A 26,746-nucleotide genomic window follows, 5' to 3' on the forward strand; every position below is an offset into this window, starting at 1 on the left:
GAAGAATATGAACTTTCGCCTGACTGGGCTGGCTTTCGCAACGGTACTCTTGGTGGGTTGTGCCAGTACACCTGGCAACAATCCGCAGGGGCGTTCTGATCCCCTTGAAGGGTTCAACCGGGCGATGTTTAACTTTAACTACAACGTGATGGATCCTTATGTAGTTCGCCCAGTAGCGGTGGTATGGCGTGATTATGTGCCGATGCCTGCACGTAATGGCTTAAGCAACTTTACTTCCAACCTGGAAGAGCCCGCCAGTATGGTGAACGAATTCCTGCGTGGTAACCCGTATCAAGGCATGATCCACTTCAACCGCTTCTTCCTGAACACCCTGCTGGGGATGGGCGGCTTGATCGATGTGGCTGGCATGGCTAACCCGAAACTGGCGCGTGTAGATGCTCGTCGTTTTGGCGGTACGCTGGGTAATTACGGTGTGGGTTACGGCCCATATGTCCATCTGCCGGTTTATGGCAGTTTTACCATTCGTGAAGACGGTGGTGACTGGGCAGATAGCGTTTATCCGATGTTAAGTTACCTGACCTTCTGGATGTCAGCAGGTAAGTGGGCGGTGGAAGGGGTGGAAACCCGTGCGCGGTTATTGGATTCCGATGGCCTGCTGCGAAACTCTTCCGATCCTTACGTGCTGACGCGCGAAGCCTACTTCCAGCGTCATGATTTTAAGGCCAGCGGTGGCGCACTCAAGCCACAAGAAAACCCTAATGCCAAGGCGATTGAAGGCGATCTGGACGAGATCGACTCATCGAAATAAGCCTCTTTTCTATTACTTAAACCCGCTTTATTGCGGGTTTTTTTATAAAAACGACATAAAAAAAGCGCCGTTGCAGGCGCTTTTTAGTATGGCTGAATCGATTAGAAACTGTAGTTGAAGTTGGCGCCAGACAACCAGGCAGTACCTTCAGAATCGAAGGTATATGGGCCTTCGTGAATGGTCACTTTCTGGCCGTGCATATAGGCAAGACCAACGTCAACAGATGCATCTTTGTTGAAGGCGTAGGTGGTACCCAGGCTGAACCAGGTACGGTTCTGATCCGGGATTGAGATAGAACGGTTGGCAGCAGGAACCGGGCTTTGGTCGAAGGCGACACCGGTACGGAAGGTCCAGTTATCGTCATAGAAATACGTGGTACCCAGCGCCATGCGGTAGGCATCGCGGAAGCCTTCATGCTTCTGGAACAGCGTCTGCCCATTATTACCGGTAGCTTTCAATTCCTGGAACTGGCTCCAGGTGTTGTAAGCCATGCTGTAATGGATAGCCCACTGCGGTGCCACTTTGTTATAACCTGAAACTTCCCACATTTCTGGCAGATTCAGATCCAGCGAACCAGGGATGGTGTTGCCATTGGTACCCCATGGCAAACCAGTGACCGATTGAGCTGGGTTGAAGGCTGAAGGCAGGTCACTCGAGTAATCGCCATCGAAGCTAATCTTCACTTTTGAACGATAGGTGAAGCCATAGCGGTTATTCTCATCGATTTCATACAGCAGACCGGCATTCCAGCCATAACCCCAGCGGTTGCCTTCTAGCTTGGAAATCTGCGTATTCGCAGGAATGCCCTTACTCAGCAAACTCTCACCAGCACGGCGCTCAAGTTTTGCATCGGCGTTAACCGCGTTAAAACCTAACCCGAAGCTGAAGTTCTGATTCAGACGGTAAGCCGTACTGAGGTTCAGGTTGATGGTGGTGAGATCGGTTTTCCCCCCGTAAGGGCCTGCGGTGTAACTGTCGCTGAACTCTGTGGCCAAACCGTAGTTACTGATCACGGAACCACTTACGGCCCATTGCTCATTCAGCGGCTGGATATAGTGCAGGTTCGGCACCCAGGCAGTTGGCGCGATATTTTTCGCATCCAGGCTGGCACCGGTAGGGGATTTGCCGCTGATATCAACGTTTGGATTAATGAAGACTGCGCCAGCGGATAACGTTGGGCGGTCAAACATCATCATGGTAGCTGGGTTACGGCTTGCAGAGGCTGCTGAATCCGCCATTGCGCCTTCGCCAGAATAAGCACGCCCTAAACCGACTGATGAGAACTCATTCAGTTGGAATCCTGCGGCATATACGTTTGAAGAGATAATCGCCACTGCAACTGCAAGAGCTGATTTAGTGAACAGGTTTTTCTGGCTCATGACCAAAACCTCATTTTATATTTTTATTTAAACTATGTTACACAGGGTAACAATGAAAAATAATTGTAGAGGTCTGTTCGCAATTAGACAAATCAGACCAGTGGCTGAATTATAGGTCCGACCTGTTGTGTTGTTGCAAGTTTGTTTGGCATTTATTTCGAAAATGATATCAAAAAAGAGATCTGCATTACAAAAAAAGCGAAAGAGTAATGAAACTTTTACTATTTCTTAGCAGACAGCGATTTCTATTCTGTGTTTTTCGGCCCTTGAAGCACTTACAAAAAGTAAGGCTAGTGATTGGACTGCCCGAAGCGTAAAATAACCACAGTATTTTATTTACTTGCGCCAGATCATCAATGGCTTTTGGGGCGAGTTTGACGCAGCCCGTGAGGAGATTTTAAACATGTCAGATGCAATTAATAAATGCAGTACGCAGGAAACCGCAGCCTGTTGCTGTATGGATGTTGGCACCATTATGGATAATACCGATTGCACCGCTTCCTACAGCCGGGTATTTGCCAGTCAGCAGGATGCAGAGCAAACTCTGGCAGCCTTAACCGAAAAGGCGCGTGGCGTTGAATCGGATCCTTGTGATATCAGCAGCAGCATTAAACCGGTTAATGGCGGCGTGCAGTTGGATATTGATTTTACTTTCGCCTGCCAGGCTGAAACTCTGATCTTCCAACTCGGCCTGCGTTAATTGCCTTGCAAACCTGCGCAACGTTGCTTGCGCAGGTTGTTTTATCCCCTTCAGCCGGAAAGTTGCTCCCGCTCCCAGTTTTTACTTCTGTTAGTTTGCCAAATATAAACATTCGGTTAACAATGACTCCATCAGGTCAGACCTCTTTTTGCCCGTTGTGTTGACGGCCTATCTTCAGGAGCGTTTATGAGTAAGGCACTGCCGTTGGTTACCCGCAATGGCGATCGTATCGCCATCGTTAATGGATTACGTACCCCTTTTGCCAAACAGGCGACCGCTTATCACGGTATTCCGGCGGTCGATCTCGGCAAAACGGCGGTGAGTGAACTACTGGCCCGCACGGGGATTGATCCGGCGTTGATCGAACAACTGGTGTTTGGTCAAGTGGTACAAATGCCCGAAGCGCCCAACATTGCGCGGGAGATCGTGCTCGGTACCGGCATGAGTGTGCATACCGATGCCTATAGCGTTTCGCGTGCCTGCGCCACCAGCTTCCAGGCGATTGCCAACGTGGCGGAAAGCATCATGGCTGGCAGTATCAGCGTCGGCATTGCCGGTGGGGCTGATTCCTCTTCGGTGCTGCCGATCGGCGTCAGCAAAGCGCTGGCGCGCACGCTGGTGGACGTCAACAAGGCACGTACCCTATCGCAACGCCTGAAGCTGTTCAGCAAGCTTAAATTCCGCGATTTGATGCCGGTACCACCGGCAGTAGCCGAATACTCTACCGGTCTGCGTATGGGAGATACCGCCGAGCAAATGGCAAAAACCCACGGCATCACCCGCGAACAGCAGGATGCGCTGGCCCACCGCTCGCATCAGCTGGCTGCCAAAGCCTGGGAGCAGGGGTTGTTGCACGATGAGGTGATGACGGCCTACGTTCCCCCCTATAAAACACCGATTGCTGAAGATAACAACGTTCGCAAAGATTCCAGCCTGGAATCCTATGCCCGGCTGAAACCGGCATTTGACCGTAAACATGGCAGCGTAACCGCAGCCAACAGCACTCCATTGACTGACGGAGCCGCAGCCGTGTTGCTGATGAGCGAATCCCGCGCCAAAGAACTTGGGCTGGAGCCGCTGGGCTACTTACGCAGCTTTGCCTTTGCGGCCATTGACGTATGGGAAGATATGCTGCTTGGCCCCTCTTATGCCACACCGCTGGCGCTGGATCGTGCCGGGATTACCCTGGCGGATCTCACTTTGATTGATATGCACGAAGCCTTTGCTGCACAAACGCTGGCTAACCTGAAAATGTTTGCCAGCGCTGAGTTTGCGCAGCAAAAACTGGGGCGTGACCAGGCGATTGGTGAAGTAGATATGGAAAAATTCAACGTGCTGGGTGGCTCGATTGCCTACGGCCATCCGTTTGCTGCTACCGGAGCACGCATGATTACCCAGATGCTACATGAACTTAAGCGGCGCGGTGGCGGCCTGGGGTTGGCGACGGCCTGCGCGGCGGGTGGATTGGGTGCAGCGATGATTGTGGAGGTGGAGTGATGAGCTTCGAGAATGCACTGCATGAACAGCGCGCCAAAACGTCGGCATTTCATCTGATCCTGCGCCCAGACAATATCGGCGTGATCACCATTGATGTGCCTGGGGAAAAGGTGAATACGCTGAAGGCGGAGTTTGTTGAGCAGGTCAATGAAGTGCTGCTCAAAGCTCAGCAGTTTCCGGCGCTGGAAGGGCTGGTGATCCTGTCTGGCAAACCTGACTCCTTCATTGCCGGTGCCGATATCACCATGATTGCCGCCTGCAAGAGTGCCAAAGAGGCCGAAGCGCTGGCCAAAAAAGGGCAGAGCACCTTGGCACAGATTGCCGCGTTTCCGGTGCCGGTTATCGCCGCCATTCACGGGGCTTGCTTGGGCGGCGGGCTGGAGTTGGCATTGGCCTGCCATGGCCGCGTGTGTTCGCTGGATGATAAAACGGCGCTCGGCCTGCCGGAAGTGCAACTGGGCCTGTTGCCGGGCTCGGGTGGCACACAGCGTTTGCCGCGCCTGATCGGCGCGCGTCAGGCATTAGATATGATCCTGACCGGCAAGCAGATTCGCGCACGACAGGCGCTGCGCATGGGGCTGGTGGATGATGCGGTTCCTCAGTCGATTTTGTTGCAGGCCGCCATAGAACGCGTGAAACAAGGTTGGAAATCTCGCCGTGAACTGCCGTGGCAGGATCGCCTGCTCAACGGCCCGCTGGGCAAGAACCTGCTGTTTAGCATTGTGCGTAAAAAAACGCTGGAGAAAACCCACGGTAATTATCCGGCGGCAGAACGCATTATTCAGGTGGTCCGTACCGGTTTGGATCAGGGTAGCGCCAGCGGTTATGAAGCGGAAGCTCGCGCGTTCGGTGAATTGGCGATGACGCCACAGTCGGCCGCGTTGCGCAGCCTGTTCTTTGCGTCAACAGCCTTGAAGAAAGAGCGCGGGGGCGATGCACAACCGCATCAGCTACAGCGCGTTGGCGTGCTTGGCGGTGGCCTGATGGGCGGCGGCATTGCCTGCGTGACGGCCACGCGCGGCGGTTTGCCGGTGCGCATCAAAGATGTGAATGAGCAGGGGATCAACCATGCGTTGAAATATACCTGGGATCTGCTGGGGAAACGGGTACGCAGCAAGCGGATGCGCCCGGCTGAGCGGCAAAAGCAGATGATGCTGATCTCCGGTTCAACCGATTACAGCGGTTTCGAGCGCGTTGATATCGTGGTTGAAGCGGTGTTTGAAGATATCGCCCTCAAGCAGCAGATGGTGGCAGACATTGAGCAGCATGCGGCACCGCATACCGTTTTCGCCTCCAATACCTCATCGCTGCCAATCAGCCAGATTGCCGCCAAAGCGGCCAGGCCACAGCAGGTTATTGGCCTGCACTACTTCAGCCCGGTAGATAAAATGCCGCTGGTGGAAGTGATCCCACACGCTACCACCAGTGAGGAAACCATTGCCACCACCGTGGCGTTGGCGCAAAAACAGGGTAAAACGGCGATTGTGGTGGCCGATCGTGCCGGCTTTTACGTCAACCGCATTCTGGCCCCTTATATTAATGAGGCGGCGCGTTGTTTGCTGCAAGGTGAGCCGATCGAATCCCTGGATAAAGCGCTGGTGGACTTCGGCTTCCCGGTCGGGCCAATCATGCTGTTGGATGAGGTAGGGATCGACGTCGGCACCAAGATTACCCCGATCCTGACCGCAGAGCTGGGGCCACGTTTTGCCGCACCGGCAGCGTTTGATGCGGTGCTGAAAGATGGCCGTAAAGGGCGTAAGAATGGCCGTGGTTTTTATCTGTATCCCGCCGCTGGCAGTAAACGCCAGGTGCGCAAACGTGAGGATAGCAGCATTTATACGCTATTGGGGATCACCGCCAAAGCCCATATTCAACATGCGGTGATCGCCCAACGCTGCGTCATGCTGATGCTGAACGAGGCGGCACGCTGCCTGGAAGAGGGTGTGATCCGCAGTGCGCGTGATGGTGATATCGGTGCGGTATTCGGTATCGGTTTCCCGCCGTTCCTCGGTGGCCCTTTCCGTTACATGGATCAGCTTGGTGCGGAGAAGGTGGTAAAAACTCTGCAATATCTTCAGCAACAGTATGGTGAACACTTTGCACCGTGCGAACGCTTGCAGCGCATGGCTGAGCAGGGCGAGCGTTTTTATCCGCAGTGAGTCTGGTAAGCACAGCGGCCCGGTTTGCGCTACAGTTTGATCAGGGCCGCACTGTGATCGTTATCACTCCTTGCAACACCTGCAATCCCAGATGCTGTACAGGGAGATAGGGGAGAGGTAACGTAGCGTACCGATGGCGGATCACTCAGCACCATCGGGGAACTCATTATAGCCAGGTTAAAATTCAACCTGTTGAATTGATTGCTATGTGGGTAATGAATTTGCGTTAGAGCACTGTTGATGCAAAAAACAGCGTTCTCTTTACGTGAACTTTCAGGCAAAATGCCCGGCCGCCATAGAGAGACGGCGCATTATCGTTTTAAAGCTCTTTGCTTTGGGCTTGTGCTCTTGAGTGCAACTCGGCGATACAGCACGCTCGGCGTTTCTGTATGGTGTTATTTTGTCAACAACAGCGGTGCAATATGCAAGTTTTGATTATGCGTCACGGAGAGGCGGCACTTGATGCAGCCAGTGATTCTGTAAGACCTCTTACTGCGTGCGGTCGTGATGAGTCGCGTCAGATGGCGGCCTGGTTGAACACCAAGTCTGTGGATATTGAACGTGTACTGGTCAGCCCATATTTGCGCGCTGAACAGACGCTGGAAGTGGTACGCGAAGCGTTAACGCTGCCGGAAGGCGCAGAAGTTTTGCCCGAACTGACACCGGGTGGTGATGCCGGGTTAGTGAGCTGCTATTTGCAGGTATTGGCGAAAGAAGGGGTCGGTGCGGTGCTGGTGGTTTCTCACCTGCCGTTGGTCGGTTATTTAGTGGCCGAGCTGTGCCCAGGCGAATGTCCGCCTATGTTTGCCACCTCGGCCATTGCCAATGTCGAGCTGGCTGCGGATGGTAGCAGCGGCACCTTTGCATGGCAGGTTGGCCCGTCGCAGGTGATGGCGAAGGTCTGCTAAAAGCGTTGGCAATATTTGGCAATATATAGAAGGGCGATGTAAATCATCGCCCTTTGTCATTTCTACGCGGCTACTCTTCCAGTTCGATCAACAGCAGCACCGCCGCATTGCCACCCCATTCTTTGGGGGCCTGATGAAACGCCAGCACGTCCGGGTGTTGCGCCAGCCACAAAGGAGTCTGCTGCTTGAGGACATGCTTGCCGTGGCCGTGCATCACGCAGGCACAATGAACGTGTTCACGTTTGCAGGCGGCGATCATCGCCCCTAACTCTTGCTTGGCCTGCAACTGCGTCAGACCGTGCAGATCGAGAAACAGATCCGGCACATAATCCCCACGGCGCAGCTTTTTCAATTCATAGTGATCATAGCCAGGACGCACATAGCGCGTTGGCCCTTCATCATCCAGCTGTGGCTGAAATTCGTCAGAAAAATAAAAGCTGGCGTCGACCTGCTCCTGCAACAAGCGCTGCGGGGCGATTTGCCGGGTTTTCATTTTCGGCTTTGGGTGGACGATAGTGTCCTGCCGCAACCTTCTTGCTCCGGTTACTGACTCCCTGAAGAGCTGCAATTCGTCTTTGCTCAGTGGGTGCTTATTCTTCATTATTCTCTCACTGGATATCATTTCTGGATATTGTCCTACACGACCTTTGGTGCGGTAGAAATTCTTAGTTTATTTGTAGGAGCGTGCCTAGTTTACCGTGTCGAAGGGTTCTGTCGACGCAAAACTGCGGCTGAATGCCAACGAGAAGGGCCTAACACCACTATTGCTGCTGATTTGTCGCAGGCTTCATGGCAAACTGTGGCGCTAAATCATGAATTACCGCGCCTGCTGGAGGGCAAATTGGACAAAATTTTCGTCGAAGAAGCAGTGAATGAACTGCACACCATTCAGGATATGCTGCGCTGGGCCGTAAGCCGGTTCAATGCTGCCAATATCTACTATGGTCACGGGACCGATAATCCGTGGGACGAAGCGGTGCAATTGGTTCTGCCCAGCCTGTTCCTGCCGTTGGATATCCCTGAAGATATGCGTACCGCACGCCTGACGTACAGCGAGCGTCAGCGCATCGTTGAGCGGGTGATCCGCCGGGTTAACGAGCGTATTCCGGTGGCTTATCTCACCAACAAAGCCTGGTTCTGCGGCATGGAGTTCTATGTTGACGAACGTGTGCTGGTGCCGCGTTCGCCGATTGGCGAGTTGATCGACAATCGCTTCAACGCACTGATCCCGCATCCGCCGCGTTATATTCTGGATATGTGTACCGGCAGCGGCTGTATTGCCATCGCCTGCGGTTACGCTTTCCCGGAAGCGGAAGTGGATGCGGTAGATATCTCTGCCGACGTACTGGCCGTGACCGAACGCAACATTCAGGCGCACGGCGTTGAGCATCAGGTGATCCCGATCCGCTCCGATCTGTTCCGCGACGTTCCGGCGATCAAATACGATCTGATCGTCACTAATCCGCCGTATGTGGATGCCGAAGACATGTCTGATCTGCCGCAGGAGTTCCGCTTTGAGCCGGAGCTGGGCCTGGCGGCGGGCAGCGACGGCCTGAAGCTGGTGCGCCGCATCCTGGCCTGCGCGCCAGACTTCCTGAGCGACGATGGCGTGCTGATTTGCGAAGTGGGCAACAGCATGGTGCATCTGATGGAGCAATATCCAGATATCCCGTTCACCTGGCTGGAGTTTGACAACGGCGGTGACGGCGTGTTTATGCTCACCAAACAGCAACTGATTGACTGCAAAGATCACTTCAGCCTCTATCGCAGCTGATTAATCCAACAAATAATAGTAAGGAGCCGTGATGGCAGGGAACAGTATTGGGCAGTTTTTCCGCGTCACTACATTTGGTGAATCTCACGGTGTGGCGCTGGGATGTATCGTCGACGGCGTGCCACCGGGCATTCCGTTAACCGAAGCCGATTTGCAGCAGGATCTGGATCGTCGTCGGCCCGGCACTTCACGCTATACCACGCAGCGTCGCGAACCGGATCAGGTGCGGATCCTCTCTGGCGTATTTGAAGGCGTTACCACCGGCACCAGCATTGGCCTGATGATTGAAAACACCGATCAGCGCTCGCAGGATTACGGTTCGATTAAGGATGTGTTCCGCCCAGGGCATGCCGACTACACCTACGAGCAGAAATATGGCGTGCGCGACTACCGTGGCGGCGGCCGTTCTTCGGCACGTGAAACCGCGATGCGCGTGGCCGCTGGGGCGATTGCCAAAAAGTATCTGGCACAGAAGTTTGGCGTCAAGGTGCGCGGTTATCTGGCGCAGATTGGCGACGTGAGCTGTGAGCTGAAAGATTGGGATCAGGTAGAACAGAACCCGTTCTTCTGCCCAGATCCCGATAAGCTGGAAGCGTTGGACGAACTGATGCGCGCGCTGAAAAAAGAGGGCGACTCGATCGGTGCCAAAGTCACTGTGGTAGCGGAAAATGTGCCGGTGGGCCTGGGTGAGCCGGTGTTTGATCGCCTGGATGCCGATCTGGCGCATGCGCTGATGAGCATCAACGCAGTAAAAGGTGTGGAAATCGGTGATGGTTTTGCCGTAGTAACCAAGCGCGGCAGCGAAAACCGCGATGAAATCACCCCAGAAGGCTTCCAGAGCAACCATGCGGGCGGCATTCTCGGCGGGATTAGCAGTGGTCAGCCGGTGGTTGCGCATCTGGCGCTGAAACCGACCTCCAGCATTATGGTGCCGGGTCGCACCATTAACCGCCAAGGTGAAGCAGTGGAAATGGTCACCCGTGGCCGCCACGATCCGTGCGTGGGTATCCGCGCGGTGCCGATCGCTGAAGCGATGATGGCGATTGTGTTGATGGATCACTTGCTGCGCCAGCGTGCGCAAAACGGTGATGTGACTTCTGACGTTCCACGCTGGTAATTTCGATGAATAAATGGATGTTAGGCATCGTTGCCCTGATGGCTTCAGGGGCGGCCATGGCGCTTACGCCGTGGCAGAAAATTGATCACCCGGTAGCGGGCAGCCCGCAGGCGATTGGCGGTTTCTCCAATGGCTGTATCGTAGGGGCGCAGCCGCTGCCATTGAACTCCCCGAGCTATCAGGTGATGCGTACCGATCAGCGGCGCTATTTTGGTCACCCGGATCTGCTGGCGTTTATTCAACGCCTGAGTGATAAGGCGCACCAGAAAGCGCTGGGTACGGTGCTGATTGGTGATATGGGGATGCCTGCCGGTGGGCGCTTCAGCAGCGGCCATGCCAGCCATCAGTCTGGGCTGGATGTTGATATCTGGTTGCAACTGCCGCGCCAGCGCTGGACGGCGCAGCAACTGCTCAAGCCGCAGCCGATCGATCTGGTGTCTGCCGACGGTAAACGCGTCGTCGATAGCCAGTGGCAGCCGCAGATTGAATCTTTAATCAAGACGGCGGCACAGGATAGCGAAGTGACACGCATCTTCGTCAACCCGGCGATTAAGCTGCGCCTGTGCCAGGATGCGGGAGCGGATCGCAACTGGCTGCACAAGGTGCGCCCGTGGTTTGCCCATCGCGCGCACATGCACGTCCGCTTGCGCTGCCCGGCTGGCAGCCTGGAATGTGAGGATCAGGCCCCACCACCGGCCGGTGACGGCTGTGGCGAAGAGTTGATGAGCTGGTTCAAGCCTCAGCAGCCGAATGCCAACCCGACCAAGACAGAACCACCTCCGTTGCCACCTTCCTGCCAGGCGTTGCTGGATAATCATTTCGCCAGCCGTTGATTGAGATGATAATGACGCCTCGTTATGAGGCGTGATGTTTGTCGGCTAAGACTAACCAACACCGGTGCTCACCGACTCGGGTGTTGACGTTGAGCGCATTATGGCCTGTTGAGCAAGACACCGTTGCCAGGCTGAGGCGATATGAACAAGGACGAGAATTGAGCCGACCCGCCCGGCAACCGGGGTGCAGCGACAAATTTGCGCTTGCAGCAGCCCCGCAGGGGCGAGGCCTGGAATGGGCCGAGTAACGACCCGCTCAGCGGGCTGGTCATATTAAGCGTTGGCGCGGCTGCAGGGCCCCGCCTTGGGCCCTGCAATTGACGTCCATTGTTTGTTGTTTCATCGGATTATGCTCTGTTTACGGCAATTCCCATTACACCTGTCTGACATAGACGAACGTATTGTATATAAGAGACAGTCTTGGAGAGAGGGGGAGGGGAGTATAAACTGACGTAGGGACCAGGTGAGCCGATTTATCTGGGCTGACTCAGCATTTCTCGCCCTGGTACAGTTGACCGCCAATCACCACTCGCTGATAAAAGCAGGCACTGCCGAATTTTGCTATCAGGATGAGTTAACTGGATGGTTACAAATGCTGGGCAGTCTCTTGATTTCGCCAGTTGGCGGGATTGTTCAGTCTAGGCTGTGTCCCTCAATTACATATTCGTCGTAAAAACAGCCGGATACAGCCCAGTTGAACCATTGACAGGTAGTTCCATGCCGTTTTTTCATAACGCGTCGCTATGCGGCGGTTTTCTTTCAGTAAACCAAAGCTTCTTTCTACAACATTACGCTTACGATAAGTCTCTTTATCAAATCGGGTTCGTCCATCTGTACTGGTCTTTTCATTCGACTTATGCGGAATGACGACCTTGATACCACTCAGTTTTAAGTCACTACGTAATGCCTTGTTTGAATAAGCTTTATCAGCGAGAACGGCCTTGCCTCGACGCTTCATAAAACCATTTTTTCTAAGCACGCCGATGCCATCTAATAGTCGTAGCGCAAACTGACTTTCATGAGCTTGACCCGCACTCAGCGCGATATTTAAAGGGAACCCGTTTCCGTCTGTTGCCAAATGGATTTTGGTGCCATAACCGCCTCGTGAGCGACCCAGGCCATGATCACTGGTGATATCGGGATGTTTTTTTGGGCTCTGGCAGCACAACGCATTGCACGAATATTACTACCATCCAGAGAGATAGCAGACCAGTCGAGCAACTTGTGCTCATCAAGGATGGAAAGTAACTTATTGAATATAGAGTTAATGATACCTTTTTTTGCCCACCGGTTGTAGACGGTTTTCCATGACCCATAGCGTTCGGGTAAATCACGCCAGGGAGCCCCAGAGCACAGAACCCAAAACATGCCATTGATGACTTTACGGTGTTCAATATAGGGATGCCCAGGGCGCTGAGAGCGTTCTGGAGGTAATAATGGCAGGATGAGTGCCCATGCAGCATCAGGAAGATCGTAGCGAGCCATAGCGATAACTGTCTGAAAATTAGGTGATTAGCATACCATTTTTAATTGAGGGACACAGCCTAGCCGTTGGCTGCCCAAACGGGCAGCCAACGTTTTCTTACCCTCTTACTGCGATTAGAAGCTGTATTTCACCCCCAGCATCGCCGCTTTGTCATCGTACCCTTTCTGCCCTATCTGCTGGGTCAGGTTACCCCACACGCTGAAGTTGTTATTCAGCTTGCCTTCCGCACCCACTTTCACTTCCACCAGATGGCGGCTGCCGGTCTGCTGGACTCCCAAACCATCCGAACTCACCCCAGGCAGGCGGGTGTTCTGGATCCAGTTCAGGTCCATATAGGTGGTCAGAATACGTGACTTGTCTTTCCCCATCAGCGTGTCGTTCGACAGTTTGGCCCCCAGACGGGTCTGCAGATTGTTATTGCCGCTCTGCTGCACCAGAGAGCCGTTGTTTTGCAGGTCGCTCATCTTCGCCCCGTTCAGGGTCAACTGCGCCTGCGGCGTGATATAGGTTTGATTCTCCTCACCGTGATAGATTTCAATCGGATAGCCGCCTTCCAGCGAGGTGCTCACGCCGCGCAGATGGTAGTTTCCGCTGTCGTAGGCACTGCTGCTGACCGAGGCGTTGAACCATTCATACTGCAACCAGCCATGCACATACGGGCTGTGGCGTTCGCTGGCATTCGCATACCAGGTGCCGTACACCCCGACCGTATACCCCGTCAGGCTGTTATCGGATTTATAGCTGGTTTCCCCCGAATCGGTGGTCCCGGTCGCGCGGCCATAACCGGCCATCACCCCCAACCCAAAACGATCCTGCCCGGTAAACTGCGTATCCAGCACCTCGCCCCCCAACTGCGCCACATAGCGGTTGCTGGAGTTGGACAGTTGACCCGACGCATCTTCGAACTTGTTGCGCGAGCCCACCTGACGCAGCCACAGGCTGGAGCGCGCCTCCGTTCCACTCAGGTCGCCGGTGTCACGCGCATCCCCGGCATGCAAATCCTCCAGCCGGGTGTTAAACAGCGTATTGGCGGCGGCGATGTTGGCGATAAAGGCCCCCGATTCCGGGTTATAGGTCACCACCTTGTCCTGATAATTGGAGCGCAGGTACCAGTTGCCGTCTGCCGTGTCCGTCGGCGTCCCCTGATAGAGGAAGTATTCCAGCACCCCGGCCTGGGCACGGCCATTCAGGGTAAAGGTGCCCGCCGAGTTGCCCCCGACGTTAATCACCTGAATGCCGTTGATGTTTTTCGCCCCGTCCCCGCCGATATTGCTGACGCTGACCGTGCTGGTGCCAGACGTATCCCCCGTCACCACCAGTCGATCGGTGGCGGCGTCATCCCCGGCCAGGACGGTGTTCAAGGCGACGTTACCGCCGTTGCCCACATAGTTACCGTTGATGATGAAATCGCTGTAGCTGCCCCCGGTGGCGGCACGCCCCACCACCAGGTTACCGGCGTTGGACAGGTTACCGATAACCTGGCCGTCACCGCCGAAGGTGCCGTTAGCCTGCACCGTCACGTCACTGGTCAGCGTGGCGCTTCCGACCGCAGCAAACGCCGTCGGCAACGCCAGGGCAAAGGCCAGCGGCGCGGCCGCATTCACCGGTGGGGTGCCCACCAGCAACGCCCCGGACTGCACTGTCGTCATACCGGCACTCACCAGGCTGTTGTTGATGTGCACCGTGCCGCTGCCCTGTTTCACAATGCTACCACTGCCGCTGATTGGCGTGGTCAGATCCCAGTCGCCCGCCGTGTTGAGCACCACACTGCCTGCGTTGAGCACAGACGCTGAGCCAAAGTTATCACCGTGGGTCGCTGTCAGGGTGGTGCCTGTCTGGGTGGTGAAGGTCCCCGCATACGCGCTGTTGTTACCGCTCAGGGTGACGTTGGCCGCATCGCTCAGCCGGGTATTGCCGCTGCCCTGCAAGGCGTTGACCAGGGTCGCCGTCGCCAGTCCCCCCGTGCTGCCATCCAGATGCAGCGTGCCGTCTACCGCGATATCGCCGGTCCCCAGCCCCTGCGCCTGCGTGACGTCTGCCGTCGCCCCGCTGTTAATGGTGGTGGTGCCGCTGAAGCCGGTGTTGTTGTTATTGACGGCCAGCGTGCCGCTGCTCAGCAGCAGATTGCCCGCGCCCGCCAACGCCCCGTCGGCCACGCCGCCGTTGCTCACCGTCAGCACACCGCCGCCCAGATCCAGCAGGCTGTCGGCAGCGCTGTTCAACGCCCCCACGGTTTGCGTGTGTCCGTTGATGTCCACCGCCGCACCGCGGTCAATCACCAGATCCGAAGTCTGCCCCAGAGCGGCATCCGCATTCAGTTGCACGGTCCCCGCATGGACCCACGTGGCCCCGGTGTAATTGTTGTCGGTCCCTGAGAGCACCACTATCGCACCCGGGTCGGCTTCGGTGATCGCCAGATCCCCGCTGCCGGTGATTTGCGCAAAGAGTTCGTTGCCCGGCGTGCCGTTAAAGCTCGCCGTCCCCACCAGTTCCAGCGCCTCGCTGCCGCTGGTCAGCAGGTCCAGACTCTTCAGGCTGTAGTTCACATACAACCCATCGCGTTGATCGCCGGTGGTCAGGCCAAAACCGAAGGTCCCCATCGCCGCCACCACGCTGCTGTTCGGGTTGGTGATGCCCTCAAAATAGTCCTGGATGATCGGCGTATTGCTGCCGTCCGTCAGCGTCAGTTCACGCCCGGTGCCCGTGGCGGCTCCTGTCACCAGGTCGACCACAATGGCCCCCGTGTCCAATGCCAAGGTACTGATCCCTTCCAGGCTCGGAGAGACGTTCGGCGGCAGGTTGACACTCACCGTGCCGCCCCCGGTGGTATTGATGCTCGTGGCCGCAACGGTACCGCCAGAAGTTAATAACCCACTGTTATCAATGATGTTACTGAAAATCAGCGTGCCGCCGTTCATTTCCAGCGCGCCGATAGTCTGTACCCCATCACCGACCGAGGTACGGCTGTTGTCCTCCAGGTTCAGCACGGTGTTGCTGTTACTGCTGGTGTTATTGTTCGACAGCTGGAACTGGGTGTTCTGCAGATTGACCTGCCCGGTAAACCCGGAGCCCACGTTGCTGCCAAAGCTGAACAGGTTATTGTTGGTATTGATATTCAATACGCCCGCGCCCAACAGGCGGTTATCCAAGGTGAAATCCCCGTTGTTGCTGATGTTCAAGGTGTCGCTGGCGCTCACGATATCCACCGTGGCGGCCGGGTTGAACCAGTCAATGCTGTCCAGGTTCAGGACTGAGCCGCCGTTGATGCTGACCGTGCCGATGAAGGCAGACGCATTGGCATTGTTCAGCAGCACGTTGCTGCCGTTCGACAGCACCCAGGCTCCCTCCCCGCCGATCGTATTGCTCAGCGTGCCCGTCAACCCGTTAAATACCAACTGGCTGCCGCTGGCAATGTCCACCGCGCCTGAACCGAGATTCGCATTCTGGCTGACGCTCAGCGCACTGTTGCCGGTAATGCCGAACTGGCCTGCAAACCCAGCGTTATTGCCGGACAGGGACATATTGGCCCCGTTATTCACGGTGACCGTGGAATCCGCCACCCCGCTCAGGGTATTGGCCACATCGCCACTCAGCGCACTGAATATCAGTTGCGAGGTCACATCGGTCAACGCGACGCGGGCTGCGGACGTGCCCAGATTATTGGCTGCGCTGACCGTCAAAGCACCGTCCGCATTGATAGCGTGGGTGCCGCTGAAGGTGTTGCTGCCGCTCAGGGTCACCGCTGCATCGGTATTAATGGTCCCAGCCCCGCTCAGCACATTGGCCAGGGTATCTGCCGCGTTCAGATTAAGCCGACCGCCGACATCCACCGCACTGGTGCCCAGGGCATTGGCGGCGCTCGCGGTGACCGACGCCCCCGAGGCAATATGGGTGGTGGCCGACAGGCCACCGTTGGCCGCGCTCAGGGCCAGATCCCCACCGTTGACGTTCAGCGTGCCAGCCCCGCTCAGGCCGCCAACACCGCTCGAGGTGCCCCCTAACGACAGGTTCAGAATACCGCCCGCCAGATCGATCGCCCCGCTGTTGGTCAGCAGTCCGCTGCTCAGCACGCCCGTATTGAGTGTGACCGTGCCCAGGTTGATCAGCGCCCCCACCGTCTGGTTGAAGGTGTTGCTATTGAGGCCAGCGCCGCTGGCCACTGTCAGCTGTGAGGTGGCACCCAACGCATTATTGCTCCCCAGTATCACATTGCCGCCGGTCACTTGGGTGCTGCCGGTGTAGCTGTTCTGGCTATTGGTGACGGTCAACGCCCCGTTGGTGGCATCCAGCACGATACCGCCCACCCCGGTCAACTGCGCGGTCAGATTTTTGTTGGCGTCCGGGCTGGCATCGGTGGCAATAACCAGCGCATTGGGGTTGTCCTGGAGCAGATTGAGCATGCTCAGGCCATAGTTCAGGTACAGACCTGTCGCGTTCAGGTTGTTGGTATTGGACAATAGGTAGCTATAGGTCGCATCCGCCACATGCACCGCGTTCTGATCGATCCCCGACACCACGCCCTGGCCTGGCGCGACCGCCACACCGTTAATCATCAGCGTCAGGTTACCGGCCCCGCTGGCCGTATTGGCGCTGATCAACTGCATCGCCGACGCCCCCCGATTCTGATCCAGGATCGACAGATTCGGTGGCACCACCGGCAAGACATTATCCCAGGAGCCCGCGCCCACCACGTTGATGGTCCCGCTGCTGGCGGTCAGGGTCTGGGTGGTGATAGTGCTCTCAGCAATAGACAGTGGCGCACCGCCGGTAAAGTTCAGCGTACCGCCGTCGAGCGTCAGGTCGCGCAGCGTTTCGGTGGCCGGCGTTCCAGCGCCCCCCACGGTGGTATCGCTACCAGCACCCAGCGTCAGCCCGGCCAACGCCAGGGCGCTGGCATTGGTATCGGCCAACGAGAAGGTGGTGTTATTCAGCGTCACATTGCCGGTGAAGGCGGTGCCCGCACCGACCCCGAAGCTGAAGGCGTTATTGGCCGTATCGACATTGACCTGCCCGGCCCCGGTCAGGGCATTGTTCAGGGCAAAGGCACCGGTGTTGTTAATGTTCAGCGTGCTGGTGGCGTCGTTGACGTTCAGCACGGTGTCCACATTCAGCGCCGTCGTCCCGTTTAAGGTCAGCGAAGCGCCGGTGTTGATGTCCAGCAGGCCGCTAAAGCCCGCCGCATTGCTGCTACCAGAAAGGTTGATGTTGCTGTTGCGCAGCACCCAGTTGCCCGCCCCGCTCAATGCATTGTTTAGCGCGGTCAACGCGCCGCCCTCAAAGGCGTTAACGTTCAGGGTGCTGCCGCTGCCAATGCTGACGCCGCCGGTGCCCAGATTGGCGCTCTGCGAGACGGTCAGGGTACTGCTGTCTATCAGATCAAACAGGCCAGCAAAGCTGCTGTTAGTGCCGGTGAGGGTGGTGTTGGACGCATTGCTGAGCTGTACCGTGGAGTCAATCACGCCACTCAGGGTATTGGCCAGCGTACCGGTGAGGCCATTGAGCAACAGTTGGGCGGTGGCGTCGGTCAGATTGACGCTGGCCGCCGAGGTCCCCAGGTTATTGACCGTGCTGACCGTCAGGGCTCCCCCCGCATTGATGTCGTGGATGCCGCTGAAGGTGTTGCTGCCGCTCAGGGTCACCGCCGCATCGGTATTAATGGTCCCGGCCCCGCTCAGCACGTTGGCCAGGGTATCTGCCGCGTTCAGATTAAGCTGGCCGCCGACCTCCACCGCACTGGTGCCCAGTGCATTGGCCGCACTCGCGGTGACCGACGCCCCCGAGGCGATATGGGTGGTGGCTGACAGGCCACCGTTGGCGGCGCTCAGGGCCAAATCCCCGCCGTTCACGTTCAGCGTACCAGCCCCGGTCAAGCCGCCAGGGGCGGTCGAGGTGCCCCCTGACGACAGGTTCAGCGTACCGCCCGCCAGATCGAGCACCCCGGTGTTGGTCAGCAGTCCGCTGTTCAATACGCCGGGATCGAGACTCACCGTCCCCAGGTTGGTCAGGGCGCCCACCGTCTGGCTGAAGTTATTGATATTGAAAGTGGCGCCGCTGGCCACCGTCAGCAATGAGGTGGCTCCCAAGGCATTGTTGGCTCCAAGCAGCAAAGTGCCGCCATTCACCTGGGTGCTGCCGGTGTAGGAGTTCAAGCTATTGCTCAATGTCATTAGGAGGTTATCTGCGCCAATTGCCAGATTCCCTGTGCCGGTCAATTGAGCCGTCAATATGGAATTTGTTGCGCCTGCGGATGACAAGGTCAACGTTTGGCCGGACTGGATATCAGCCTGTGTCAATTGTGTCGCCACACTCAAGCCAAGATTACTGTTTAGGTTATAGTTGTAGGTATTTCTAGAAACGACATTGCCTCCTTGTAGATAATCGCTGGTAGTGCCGTTCCCCAAGCTATTACCCGCACTGTCCAGCAACGTGAGTTGTGCCAAGTCTGCTGTTGATAGAGTATTGGAACTCTTTACCAAATCGGTACTAATACCATCGTCTTGATCGAGCAAATTGCCCGAGGTGATACCCGTAGCATCTACTTTTACCGTACTGGCATTCGTTACGGCCAGCGTATCTGTGGTAATCAAGCTACCGCTGACAAATTCTGTTGTCCCTCCATTCATGACCACATTGCCAACGTTTTGATTGGCAGGCCCCACCATCGTGGCACTCCCTGTGGACGTTTTTAACGTCGCCGCAGCTAATGCGTTGCTATTGGTACCCGTGAGGGAGAAGGAGACATTATTGAGGTCAACCGTACCAGTAAATGCGGAGCCAGCCCCCGCACCAAAGTTGAAGGCATTATTACCGTTGTCGATATTCAATAAACCGTTGCCTGTTAAGGCATTATCCAACTGCGATAGGGCATTCAGGTTTAGCGTACCAGCCAACGCTACAGCCGCTGTGCCGAACTGGTTGGTATTATTGGCCGTCAGCGTTCCCTCCTGATCGACATTCCATATGCCTGAAAAAGCGCTGGCATTTTGTAATATGACATTACCTTGCGCTAAAACCGCTACGCTACCGGTTCCTTGTAATATTCCAGCAAATAAGCCGTTGAAGGTCTGGTCAAAAGCTAAACGACTGTTGTTATCAAGATTGACATTACCACCTGAAATATTGGCGGTATCACTCAAGGTTAGAGCCGTTGTGTTGAGGTTGATGTTGCTGAAGTTCTGGAGGCGTGTCGCAGTAGCCAGTGTATCGGTGGAATCATTGAAACTCAGCGTGTTACTACCGCTCCCTGCATTAAGAGAGCCCAGGTAAGTGTTGCCGAATGTAAGATTATTAAGGATAAATTCGTCATCACCGGTGCCTGTCACAATGGAGGCAACAGAAGCGCCATTATCAATCGTTACGCTATTGTTGCCTGCGCCGAGGTCAATCAGACCTTCACTGACTGAGGTGGCGCTCAACATTAAAACATCATTACCGGAGCCGGTTGTCAGCGTGCCAGCCAGCGTACCATTATTGTTGATAGTATTGGCTGCATTATTGGCGAAGACGACAGCACCATTGATTTGCCCTTGATTGTTCAGAGTTTTGCCAGCGGTTCCGACAAAATTGATCGCTGTCGCGCCAGAGGCATTAATCTGGGCATTAGCACCAATCGTTGTGGTATTGTTCGTCACGCCATCATTAACTACCACACCAGTACCACCGCTGTTGATGACATTCACCACCAGATTGGCGCTACCAAAATCGACACCACCCCCCGTAACATTAATCCCTTTACCGGCCCCGGTAATATTGAGGTCCAAGGCTTCAGGGCTCCAACCATCCAAAGCCGTATTGGCTGTTGAGATGGCGGTACCTGTTCCCGTAACATTGATGCCGTTACGCCCGTTGGAGCTGGTCGCAAAAGTGACACCAGTCACGTTATCAAAACCAATGCCATCGATCAGATTGATGTGAGTATTACTCAGGGTTAAGGCTGCGTTATCACTTTTGGAAATTGCCTTACCGTTGCCATTGATATTTATGCTCGTATCGGTAACGAAATGGGTATCGGTATTGCCAGCAGCAATGGTAATGCCGTTGGCAGCATTACTGGTATTGATGGTACCACCGGTCAAATTTAACCCGGCGTTATCGAGAACGTTGATAGCCGTTCCTCCAGAAGCATTAATCTCCCCTCCGGTGTTATCAATGGTCATTGATTTAATTGCTGAGGAATTTAAGGAGATGCCAGCTGTCGTGCTGTTGATCGTACCATTATTAGCGATGTTAACGGCACCCGTACCGTTATGGGTTGCGGAAATACCGGTTACTGCCGTAATGGTGCCTGCAGAGCGGATGTAAATACCGCTGGCATTACCTGCGTTTTTTGTCGCTAAAATCCCGGTGCCGGTTGCCTGTAAAATAGAACCTGTCGCCAGGTTGTAGATCACATCCGTAGTCCCTGCCGCGCCATTGTTGATGCCCGTGGTGTTAGTGGTTAAGTTATCAATCGCATTACCTGAAATGATCCCACCACCCGTCGCGCGTGCCTGCAGGATAATTTTTGCTCCTGACCCAAAGCCAGTAACCAGATCATAACTACCAATCTGCAAACCTCTATTGGTATTGGTTCCACTAAAAACATCCTGGTTAGCGATTAACTCAAAGGCGGAACCATCAGCAAGGGTATAGGCAAAAGCATGGGTACCCGTATTAGTGATGCTACCTGTTGAACCTGTTCTATCAATCTTAACATCGGCACCACTGGAGAAATCCATGGTTGACGTATTAACGGCCCCATTGCCGTTTTCAAAAGAGACTGCTGCACCTAAGTGGGTGACATGGAATCTACCGGTAAATGCCAATTTATTGACTTCACCGATCTCCTGTCCTCTATCGTTAACCACCACGTCGTTAGCAATATTACCAAACGTCATAATACTGTTGGTAACGGACCCAGCTGTCCCCATAAAAATAAGCTGGGAAGAACCAAGAAAGTTAATATTGTCATAAATCACATTAACGGCTGTATTGGCACCCGTCAGGTAAACCATGCTGTAGTAGCTGGCTGCATCAATTTTGGACATATTCTGCAGCGTCAAGGTTCCTGTCCCAGAAGGAACGGCCAACCCATTCGTTGTGGTATTGGCAACACTTAAACCATACAATCCGTTACCGTCAATTACGACATTTTGATTAGTCATATTAACGGTTAACAGCTGAGTGAGCGGAATGTCAGCACCCAAAATAATCTTGTCATAAGTCCCACTGGATAATGCAGTAGAAAGTTGTGCCTGGGTGGTGACGGTAATCTCAAGCGCGTAGGCTGAATTGATGCCAAATAAAGCAAAGCAGCTTAAAGACAAAGTAATTAGATTTTTTCTTAAATTTTTTATAAAACTTTCTTTATTAACAATGGATAAATCACTTTCTGTGATTAAATTATAGCTACGCTTGTTTTTTGTCCTCCCTTTTGCCAATTCACTGACAACGACCCATGCACTTAGCGTTTTATTCCAAATGACTTTGTAGACTGTATTCATTGGTAATAGCTCCTATTTACCTGTAGATGCTGCCCGATGACCGGTCGTGTTCGGGAAAAGACGTGTTTTTCGTTATTAATAATAAAAAAATCAGTAGGTTGCAATCATCATTTTAACTCGTTGAACTTGATAATACGTTTATCTATAAGGTTAATGAATGGAGTTAATTTAGGCTGCACCTTCAATCAACTGACTATAGTGTGACTTTTGGAAAAATGCCTAGTTCTTGCAACGATAATCATCGAGGCGTTGAGTCTCTTTCTGTGAACAAAAGTGAGTTCCAGGATTTAACATCCCGTGATTATGTACCCACTCAGGCCACAGATTACGGCGATTTGCAGGTAAACCATTCCATGGCTAACGAGGTTTCAGGATAAACACCGATAGTCAGTTTTTTCTCTTTGCCATAAATGCGATACTTCATCGGCACCTATTTGGCTCCGTTGGGCTTGAGCAACTGATAGAGTTCGTTACCATCGGTAAGTTTGTACTCTATTATCACCAGACTGAGCGTTTTTGATATCCAATGCGCTCAGGCTCCAGGCCGGTGCCTTGGCATGATAACTCCGGGTAGAGATGAAGTGAGGGGCCTGATTGTGGATCCTAAGTAGTTGTATTTTCTGTCGGTAAATAAAGTGGTTGTTGTCGTTCTATCCTAATTTTCAAGCAGGCAATCTATGGAAGGGCTGGTGTTCGGTCCCGAATTACTCGGGATACTGTTTTTTGTGGCAATGTTTGCCGGGTTTATTGATTCTATCGCCGGTGGCGGTGGGCTCCTGACCGTACCCGCCCTGCTGGCCGTGGGTATTCCGCCAGCGCAGGCGCTGGCCACCAATAAACTACAGTCGGTGGGCGGCTCGTTTTCTGCCAGTCTGTACTTTATTCGCCGCCGGGCGGTTGATCTTAACGATCAGAAACTGACGATTTTCCTGACGCTGATCGGTTCGGTCATTGGTGCGATTCTGGTGCAGCATATGCGCGCCGATTTGCTGCGCCAGATGTTGCCCGTGCTGGTGATCGGCATCGGTCTCTATTTCCTGTTAACGCCACGGCTGGGGGAAAATGACCGCCAGCGCCGCTTGGGGGCTTTGCCCTTCGGGCTGATTGCCGGGGGCGCTATCGGCTTCTACGACGGTTTTTTTGGCCCCGGGGCGGGTTCATTTTACGCATTGGCCTATGTCACGCTGTGTGGTTTTAACCTCGCCAAGTCCACTGCCCATGCCAAAGTGCTGAACTTCACCTCCAATCTGGGCAGCCTAGTGCTGTTTATTATCGGCGGTAAAGTGGTGTGGAGTATCGGTTTGGTGATGCTGGTCGGCCAGGTGCTTGGTGCACGTATGGGAGCACATATGGTGCTGACCAAGGGCCAGAAGCTGATCCGGCCGATGATCGTGGTAGTTTCGCTGATCATGAGCTGCAAGCTGCTGTACGATAATCACGGTGCAGAAATCCAGCAGTGGCTGGCGTTGCATTTTTAACAGTCCAAAGGGCGGCACGCAGCAAAATATCAGGTATAATTGCCGCCTTAATTTTGTGGTTATTTGAGTTTTTTATGCCAGACACACATCAATATTCACAACTGATTGAAGTTTTTAACCAGTGCTTCAGCGATGATTACAATACTCGCCTGGTAAAAGGCGATGATGAGCCGATCTATCTGCCGGCCGATGAAGCGCTGCCATACAACCGCATTGTTTTTGCCCATGGTTACTATGCCAGCGGGATGCATGAAATCTCCCATTGGTGCATTGCCGGGGCTGAGCGCCGCAAACTGGTGGATTTTGGCTACTGGTATTGCCCGGACGGGCGCGATGCCAAGACGCAAAGCGCATTCGAAGCGGTCGAGATCAATCCGCAGGCGCTGGAGTGGATGTTCTGTGTCGCCGCCGGTTTCCCGTTCAACGTCAGTTGCGACAATCTCAACGGGGATTGCGAACCGGATCGCATCACATTCCAGCGCAAAGTGCGTACCCGCGTACTGGAACTGTTAGAACAGGGAATACCCACACGACCTGCGCGCTTTATTCAGGCGCTACAATCGTTTTACAATACGCCTCCGCTGGCGGCTGAGCATTTCCCTTACCCGGAAGATCTCTGAGGCAACGCCTGTTTTTTAATGAGGACGTTTGATGATCGAAGAATTCGAAGCGCGCATTCTGGCGCTGATTGATGACATGGTAGAACACGCCAGCGATGATGAACTGTTTGCCGGTGGCTACCTGCGCGGTCATCTCACGCTGGCGGTGGCTGAAGCCGAAGCGCACGACGAACACAGCGCCGAACAGCTCAAAGTCTGGGTGCAGAGCAGCCTGGATAAAGCCATTGCCGCCGGTGAGCTTTCCCCGCCAGACCAGGTATTGGTGCTGGGCATGTGGGAACGGCTGTATCAGGCAGCACTCCCCACTGCGTAATTTTTCGGGTTCAGCGCGCTGATGAACCCGCTTTCCCCCAGCGTTAAACCGCACGCCCTTTCAGCAACTTCCTGACCCACAGGCGATTCGGGTTCAGCGCCGCCAGCATTTCAGCATCGCCCGGCAACGGTTCGCCAAATAGCTGTGCCGCCAGGATTTCTGCCGCTAATGGGGCTGAACACAGGCCACGCGATCCCAATGCGCCAATAATAAACAGCCCCGGATAGACCGGCGCATCGGCAATGGCTGCCTCGCGCAGGCGTTGCTGCTGTAAATCCGCGTATTGCGTCAGCGTGGCTGCATAATCCGGCAGCGCTCCCACCATTGGCATATGGTCACGAGTGGCGCTGCGCACGCCACAGCGTGCCTGCTGGCTACTGACATCCACCTGCTGCGGCCAGGTTTGCTCCGGCAGGCAACGCAGCAGACGCGCGCGGTTGTCCTGCTGTTCGCTCTCGCGATATTCCGTGCTGGCTTCTCCACGCTGATAGCTGGCACCAATGCAGTGCTGTTGGTTGGCAGGGTTGACCGGCGTCAGATAACCGTCGTAACACAGCACCTGTTTCAACCTGCTCAGCACTGGTGTGGTAGGAATATGTGAAACCTGGCCGCGCACCGCCGTTACCGGCAGCATTGCGCTTTGTGCCAGTGTGGGTAACTGATGGCCGTTTGCCAGGATCACCGTGGCGTGTTCGCTGATGTGCCCCGTGGCGAACCGCAGTTGCCAGTGATCACCGGTACGCTGTAGGTCAGTGAGCCTATGTTGATAATGGCAAACCAGGCCTTGTTGCTGAGCCAACGCCAGTGCGGCGCGAGTCAGATCGGCAGGGCATAGCCAACCGCCCATTGGGTAACGGATGCCGCCAAAGCCGGTATCGATGCCGCATAATTCGCTTAGCGTGCCGCGATCGGCCGCTTGCGCCAGCGTGGGTGGCCAGCTAACGGCCAGGATCTTGGCAATTTTCCCGGCGCTTTTTTCGTCATAGGCCAGTTGGCTGACGCCACACCACTGATGATCGAACTCAACCCCTTGTTGCAGCAAGGCATCGTACTGACGGCGGGCGAAAGGGAAGGCGGCGCTGAAGAAGCTTTCCAGCGCATCGCCCCGGCCATTCAGCAGGGGATAAAGCGCACCTTGGCGGTTGCCAGAGGCTCCTTCTGCCGGTTGTGCATCGGCGCAATACAGCGTGATCTTGGCACCGCGCCGCAACAGGGCCAGCGCGGTGAGCGCACTGGCAACGCCGCCGCCGATAATGGCCACATCATCGGTATGTTGGGCCGCCGGGCGCAGAAACCAAGGCTGCGGGTGGGGGGCGGGCGGCATTTCTGCGGGCAATATGCCGGTCAGCATTTCGCGTTTCTGGCCAAAGCCTTTGCATTTGGCAACGGTAAAACCGGCCTGCTGCAATCCACGACGCACAAATCCTGCTGCGGTGAAGGTGGCAAAACTGCCTTCTGGGCGGGCAAAACGCGCCATTGCTGCAAACAGGAGTTCGCTCCACATATCGGGGTTTTTCGATGGCGCGAAGCCATCAAGGAACCAGGTGTCGATTTGGTTATCCATGCTAGCATCGAAATGCGGCAACAGCTCGTTGACGTCGCCGAACCATATATCGAGCGTGATGCGCCCTTCAGCCAGCAGCAGGCGGTGGCAACCCGGCAAGGGTAGCGGCCACTGGGCCCGCAGTTCGCTGGCATAGGCGGCCAATTCTGGCCACTGCGCGTGAGCCGCAGCCAGATCGGCTAACTGTAACGGGAATTTTTCGAAGCTGATAAAGTGCAGGCGCTGTAACGCCGCGTCGGGGGATTCTGCGCGAAAACGGGCGAAAGCCTGCCACAGGGTAAGAAAATTCAGCCCGGTGCCGAAGCCGGTTTCTGCCACAATAAACAGCGGGCGCGCATGCTGATTAAAACGCTGTGGTAACCGGTTGCCGTTAAGAAATACGTAGCGGGTTTCCTCCAGCCCATCCTGATTAGAAAAATAGACGTCATCAAACTGTTTCGAAACAGGTGTACCCTGTTCATTCCAGCTTAACGCTGCGGTTTGGATGGGGGTATGGCTCACGGTTTATTGCTCGTAATTCAAGGGGTGGCACGATTTTAGCGGCGGTGCTCTTGCGGTGCAAACCGGATAGATATAATACAGAATCATTCTGATCGGACTTGTTCGGCGTACATCTGTACGCTAAAGTGCGATGCAAAATCCCGAATGTAAAATTGTGGAAGAGGTA

16 protein-coding genes and 1 pseudogene are annotated in these 26,746 nt (G+C 54.9%); 11 read left to right on the forward strand and 6 right to left on the reverse strand.

The genetic code is table 11. The annotated features are described in order from the left end of the window. Nucleotides 1-7 precede the first annotated feature (7 nt). On the forward strand, nt 8-769 hold the full coding sequence (mlaA, locus tag ACX1CU_RS07415) for a phospholipid-binding lipoprotein MlaA (protein ID WP_459401939.1): 762 nt from the start codon (nt 8-10) through the stop codon (nt 767-769). Between the two features lie 101 nt (nt 770-870). Here the strand turns inward: mlaA and fadL are convergent, their stop codons facing one another. After that, nucleotides 871-2,148: a long-chain fatty acid transporter FadL gene (gene fadL / locus ACX1CU_RS07420; protein WP_459401940.1), complete on the reverse strand. Its 1,278-nt coding sequence runs from the start codon at nt 2,146-2,148 to the stop codon at nt 871-873. A 403-nt stretch (nt 2,149-2,551) separates the two neighbouring features. Between fadL and ACX1CU_RS07425 the strand changes: the two genes are divergently transcribed. The 4 genes from ACX1CU_RS07425 (at nt 2,552) to sixA (ending at nt 7,412) form a co-directional block, all read left to right on the forward strand. Then, nucleotides 2,552-2,848, forward strand: a complete 297-nt coding sequence (locus ACX1CU_RS07425) for a YfcZ/YiiS family protein (protein ID WP_459401941.1) — start codon at nt 2,552-2,554, stop codon at nt 2,846-2,848. A gap of 186 nt (nt 2,849-3,034) precedes the next feature. Beyond that, a complete protein-coding gene (gene fadI, locus ACX1CU_RS07430) occupies nt 3,035-4,345 on the forward strand; it encodes an acetyl-CoA C-acyltransferase FadI (protein ID WP_459401942.1) in 1,311 nt (436 codons plus the stop codon). Beyond that, the gene (fadJ, locus tag ACX1CU_RS07435) at nt 4,345-6,504 is read left to right on the forward strand and encodes a fatty acid oxidation complex subunit alpha FadJ (RefSeq protein WP_459401943.1); all 2,160 of its coding nucleotides are present in this window, start codon (nt 4,345-4,347) and stop codon (nt 6,502-6,504) included. The genes fadI and fadJ overlap by 1 nt, the downstream gene beginning before the upstream one ends. A 422-nt stretch (nt 6,505-6,926) precedes the next feature. Further along, nucleotides 6,927-7,412, forward strand: coding sequence for a phosphohistidine phosphatase SixA (gene sixA / locus ACX1CU_RS07440; RefSeq protein WP_459401944.1), 486 nt, complete (start codon nt 6,927-6,929; stop codon nt 7,410-7,412). A gap of 70 nt (nt 7,413-7,482) precedes the next feature. Here sixA and smrB read toward each other — a convergent pair whose 3' ends face one another. Continuing rightward, nucleotides 7,483-8,013 carry an endonuclease SmrB gene (gene smrB / locus ACX1CU_RS07445; RefSeq protein ID WP_459401945.1) on the reverse strand — a complete coding sequence of 177 codons (531 nt, stop codon included), beginning with the start codon at nt 8,011-8,013 and terminating at the stop codon, nt 7,483-7,485. A 240-nt stretch (nt 8,014-8,253) separates the two neighbouring features. Here smrB and prmB point away from each other — a divergent pair, with 240 nt between their 5' ends. Genes prmB through mepA form a run of 3 tightly spaced genes read left to right on the forward strand, consistent with a single transcriptional unit; the run spans nt 8,254 to nt 11,136 of the window. Then, the gene (prmB, locus tag ACX1CU_RS07450; RefSeq protein WP_459401946.1) at nt 8,254-9,186 is read left to right on the forward strand and encodes a 50S ribosomal protein L3 N(5)-glutamine methyltransferase; all 933 of its coding nucleotides are present in this window, start codon (nt 8,254-8,256) and stop codon (nt 9,184-9,186) included. Between the two features lie 31 nt (nt 9,187-9,217). After that, the gene (gene aroC / locus ACX1CU_RS07455) at nt 9,218-10,303 is read left to right on the forward strand and encodes a chorismate synthase (RefSeq protein ID WP_459401947.1); all 1,086 of its coding nucleotides are present in this window, start codon (nt 9,218-9,220) and stop codon (nt 10,301-10,303) included. A gap of 5 nt (nt 10,304-10,308) precedes the next feature. Then, on the forward strand, nt 10,309-11,136 hold the full coding sequence (gene mepA / locus ACX1CU_RS07460; RefSeq protein WP_459401948.1) for a penicillin-insensitive murein endopeptidase: 828 nt from the start codon (nt 10,309-10,311) through the stop codon (nt 11,134-11,136). Nucleotides 11,137-11,788: 652 nt separating this feature from the next. Here mepA and ACX1CU_RS07465 read toward each other — a convergent pair. From ACX1CU_RS07465 to ACX1CU_RS07475, 3 genes and pseudogenes are all read right to left on the reverse strand, one after another. Continuing rightward, nucleotides 11,789-12,621 (reverse strand): IS5 family transposase gene (locus ACX1CU_RS07465; protein WP_459401949.1). Its coding sequence is split into 2 segments (ribosomal slippage): nt 11,789-12,288 and nt 12,288-12,621, totalling 834 coding nucleotides; the frame shifts between segments, so codons are not numbered across the junction. A gap of 114 nt (nt 12,622-12,735) precedes the next feature. Next, the gene (locus ACX1CU_RS07470) at nt 12,736-22,104 is read right to left on the reverse strand and encodes an autotransporter outer membrane beta-barrel domain-containing protein (RefSeq protein WP_459401950.1); all 9,369 of its coding nucleotides are present in this window, start codon (nt 22,102-22,104) and stop codon (nt 12,736-12,738) included. Nucleotides 22,105-22,459: 355 nt separating this feature from the next. Continuing rightward, nucleotides 22,460-22,627 (reverse strand): annotated as a pseudogene (locus ACX1CU_RS07475) (Arm DNA-binding domain-containing protein); the annotation flags it as partial. A gap of 154 nt (nt 22,628-22,781) precedes the next feature. On the opposite strand from ACX1CU_RS07475, the gene ACX1CU_RS07480 reads away from it, so the two are divergent. From ACX1CU_RS07480 to ACX1CU_RS07490, 3 genes are all read left to right on the forward strand, one after another. Further along, complete coding sequence (locus ACX1CU_RS07480) at nt 22,782-23,582, forward strand: sulfite exporter TauE/SafE family protein (protein WP_459401951.1); 801 nt, start codon at nt 22,782-22,784, stop codon at nt 23,580-23,582. Between the two features lie 74 nt (nt 23,583-23,656). Next, entirely contained in the window at nt 23,657-24,202 is a 546-nt protein-coding gene (locus ACX1CU_RS07485; protein ID WP_459401952.1) for an elongation factor P hydroxylase, read from the forward strand. 31 nt (nt 24,203-24,233) lie between these two features. After that, the gene (locus ACX1CU_RS07490) at nt 24,234-24,515 is read left to right on the forward strand and encodes a YfcL family protein (RefSeq protein WP_459401953.1); all 282 of its coding nucleotides are present in this window, start codon (nt 24,234-24,236) and stop codon (nt 24,513-24,515) included. Nucleotides 24,516-24,558: 43 nt separating this feature from the next. Here the strand turns inward: ACX1CU_RS07490 and mnmC are convergent, their stop codons facing one another. Continuing rightward, the gene (mnmC, locus tag ACX1CU_RS07495) at nt 24,559-26,580 is read right to left on the reverse strand and encodes a bifunctional tRNA (5-methylaminomethyl-2-thiouridine)(34)-methyltransferase MnmD/FAD-dependent 5-carboxymethylaminomethyl-2-thiouridine(34) oxidoreductase MnmC (protein WP_459401954.1); all 2,022 of its coding nucleotides are present in this window, start codon (nt 26,578-26,580) and stop codon (nt 24,559-24,561) included. Between the last annotated feature and the right edge of the window lie 166 nt (nt 26,581-26,746).

Source organism: Serratia sp. D1N4 (genome assembly GCF_054552755.1).